The sequence below is a fragment of the Oleiphilus sp. HI0117 genome, assembly GCF_001635235.1.
The window spans coordinates 1-520 of sequence record NZ_LWGA01001476.1 but is presented as its reverse complement, the minus strand read 5'-3'; the positions used below and the strand labels follow the sequence as shown (position 1 = coordinate 520).

Annotated in this window: 1 protein-coding gene; it reads left to right on the top strand. The window is 44.8% G+C overall.

Features of this window, described 5'->3' with window-relative positions; all coding sequences use genetic code 11:
* A partial coding sequence (locus A3757_RS27395; protein ID WP_369819608.1) for a PAS domain-containing protein occupies window positions 1-520 on the top strand: 520 nt, incomplete at both ends.

Sequence of the window (520 nt, the reverse complement as noted above, 5' to 3'; positions counted from 1 at the left end):
ATAAGAATCCAGCGCATCAACGCAGCATGCTTGAGAAGCTCACCAGCACTTACCAAACCAACATTACGGTTGGGCCACGCACATTTAACTTAATCGCGACCCCTATTTTTGCTGAAAACAAAGAACGAATCGGTACTGTCGTTGAATGGAATGACCGAACAGAAGCGCTTGCTCAAGAAACAAAAGCCAAACAACTCGCCGAGGAAAATGCAGGCGTTAGACTGGCTCTCGATGTTTGTAATACCAATGTGATGATGGCCGATGCAAATTACAACATCAATTATATGAACAAAGCAGTACAGAATATGATGCGCGTAGCTGAGGCAGACTTACGCAAAGTGCTGCCAAACTTTGATGCCAATAACCTTGTTGGCAACAACATCGATGTTTTCCACAAAAACCCTGCACACCAACGCAGTATGCTTGAGCGTCTGACCAGTACATATCAAACTGAAATTAAGGTCGGTGTACGTACCTTTGGCCTAACTGCGACACCTATATATGGCGAAGACCAAACTCG